This is a genomic window from Aquipuribacter hungaricus (assembly GCF_037860755.1).
GTDB classification, from domain to species: Bacteria; Actinomycetota; Actinomycetes; order Actinomycetales; family JBBAYJ01; genus Aquipuribacter; species Aquipuribacter hungaricus.
Genome location: NZ_JBBEOI010000353.1, coordinates 1 through 2,717, shown reverse-complemented (window position 1 = coordinate 2,717; position 2,717 = coordinate 1). Strand labels below are relative to the sequence as shown.

The 2,717-nt window shown below is 74.9% G+C and carries 1 protein-coding gene and 1 pseudogene; both read right to left on the bottom strand.

Translation table 11 applies throughout. The features are described 5' to 3' along the window. A pseudogene (locus WCS02_RS19475) lies at positions 1-452 on the bottom strand (hypothetical protein); the annotation flags it as partial. Further along, the gene (locus tag WCS02_RS19470; protein WP_376984292.1) at positions 442-2,484 is read right to left on the bottom strand and encodes a flagellar biosynthesis protein FlhA; all 2,043 of its coding nucleotides are present in this window, start codon (positions 2,482-2,484) and stop codon (positions 442-444) included. The pseudogene WCS02_RS19475 and the gene WCS02_RS19470, both read right to left, overlap by 11 nt. Between the last annotated feature and the right edge of the window lie 233 nt (positions 2,485-2,717).

The window sequence follows — 2,717 nt, the reverse complement described above, 5'->3', positions numbered from 1 at the left end:
CGCGACGCCGAGGCACCAGCCGTAGCGCTGGCCGCCGGGGCAGCGACCGGGGCTGGGGCCCGGCCGGCGACCGCCAGGACGGGCGCCAGGACGGGCGCCAGGACGGGCGCGGACGCCACGCCGTCGGCCAGGTCGGCCGCGGCCAGCAGCTCCTCGAGCGTCTGCGGACCGGCAGGAGCCGGCGCCACGCCGGACGCGACGGGTGCGACAGGCGCAGCAGCCGGGGCCGCGACCGCAGCGACGGCACGGACCGCGGGCACGTCACCGACGGCCGGGGCGAGCGCCTCGGTCGGGTCGGCCACCTCGACGGTCACCTCGTAGTGCTCGCGGGCGAAGAACCCGGCGATGCCGCCGCGGCGGACGCGGTGGGCGGCGACGACGCGGACGTCGCTGCCGTGGTCGGCCCTGGCCTGCTCCAGCAGGGGCTCCAGGGCCCGACCCTCAAGATGCAACTGCCGAGGCATGGCTCACCGTCCCGATCGCTTCCACCCGGGGCGCCTGGCCGGCCTCGGTGTACGAGAGCACCGCGAGGGCGGGCGCGGCGGCGCCGACCAGGCGGTGGAGTGCAGAGCGGAGGCCCGGCGCGCAGACGAGCACGTAGTCCACGCCGAGGGCGTCCGCCCGGGTCATGCAGCCGGCGAGCGCGTCGAGGAAGGCCTCGGTGCGGCCGGGGTCGAGCTGGACGGTCGGGCCGTCCTCGGTGGGGCGGACGTGCTCGGCCATCTCGTGCTCCATGAGCGGGTCGAGGGTGACCACGCGGAGCACGCCGTCGCGGGAGAAGGCGTCGGCGACCGCGGGGCCGAGGCCGGCGCGGGCCGCCTCGACGAGGCCGTCGACGTCGGTCGAGGTCCGGGCCCGCAGGCTCAGCGCCTCGAAGATGCGGACCAGGTCGCGGACCGGCACCCGCTCGTCGAGCAGGCCGCGCAGGACGCGCTGCACCTCCCCGAGCGACAGCTGCGAGGGCACGAGCTCCTCCACGACGACGGGGTGGACCCGGCGCACCGACTCCACGAGCGCCTTGACGTCCTCGCGGGACAGCAGCCGGGAGGCGTGGGCGCGGACGACCTCGCCGAGGTGGGTGATGAGCACCGAGCCGCGGTCGACGACGGTCGCGCCGGTCATCTCGGCCTGGTGGCGCATCTCGACCGGCAGCCACTTGCCCTGCAGGCCGAAGACGGGCTCGACGGTGGTGGCGCCGGGCAGGGTCTCCAGGTGGTCGCCGAGGGCGAGCACCTTGCCGGCGGGGGCCTGGCCGCGGCCGACCTCCACGCCGGACACGAGCACCTGGTACTGGCCCGGCCCGAGCTCGAGCGAGTCGCGCGTGCGCACGGGCGGCAGCACGAGGCCGACCTCGAGGGCGACCTTGCGGCGCAGGGCGCGGACCCGGTCGAGCAGGTCGCCGCCGGCGCCGGTGTCGACGAGGTCGACGAGGTCGGTGGCGAGGACGACCTCGAGCGGGTCGACGGACATCTCCTGCACGAGCATCTCGGTGGGGTCGGAGGCGGGCAGCGCCGGCGCGTCCGCGTCGACCTCGTCGGTGCCGGAACCGGCCCCGCGGGCACGGCTGGCGAGCACGAGGAGCACGACGCCCACGACGACGAAGGGCAGCTTGGGCATGCCCGGCACGATCGCGATCGCGATCATCGCGCCGCCGCCGATCGCCAGCGCGCGGGTGTTGCGGAACAGCTGGACGGCCGCGTCCTGGCCCAGGTCCCCGTCGGTGGTCGAGCGGGTGACGATGAGGCCGGTCGCGACCGACATGAGCAGGGCGGGGATCTGCGAGACCAGGCCGTCGCCGATCGTCAGCAGGGAGTAGGTCTCCAGAGCCTCCGACCAGGGCAGGCCGCGCTGCGCGACGCCGATGCCGAACCCGCCGACGAGGTTGATGACGGTGATGATGATCGCCGCGACCGCGTCGCCCTTGACGAACTTCGACGCCCCGTCCATCGCGCCGTAGAAGTCGGCCTCGGCGGCGACGTCGGCGCGGCGCTGGCGGGCGGTGTCCTCGTCGATGAGGCCGGAGTTGAGGTCGGCGTCGATGGCCATCTGCTTGCCGGGCATCGCGTCCAGGGTGAACCGGGCGCCGACCTCGGCGACGCGGGTCGCGCCGCTGGTGATGACGGCGAACTGGATGACGACGAGCAGCAGGAAGATGACGAGGCCGACGATGAGCGAGCCGCCGATGACGAACTCGCCGAAGGCGTGGATGACCTCGCCGGCGTAGCCGTCCAGCAGCACGAGGCGGGTCGAGGCCACGTTGAGCCCGAGCCGGTACAGGGTGAGGACCAGCAGCAGCGCCGGGAAGATGGAGAAGTCCAGCGGGCGGGCCACGTACATGGCGGTGAGCAGGACGAGCAGGCTCAGCGCGATGTTGAGGACGATGAGGCCGTCGAGCATCACCGCGGGCAGCGGGACGACGAGCAGCATGACGATGCCGACGACGCCCAGGGGCACCGCGTAGCGACCGATCTCCGACGACTTCACACGACTCTCTTCCGAGGGGTGGTTCCCGTACCGGCCGGTCCGTGGCCGTGCTGTCGCCGTCCTGGCTCCTGCTCTCTCGGCAGGTCCGCCCGAAAGGTTGAGCGCCCGCGCCGGATGGGCCGTCCGGGTGGTCCCGGCGCGACCCGCTCAGGGGTCCGGCCCGGCCGGGACCGGTCAGGCCGGGGTCGGCGCCCCGGGGGCGGCCGCGGCGGGCCGGCGACGGCGGCGCTTCG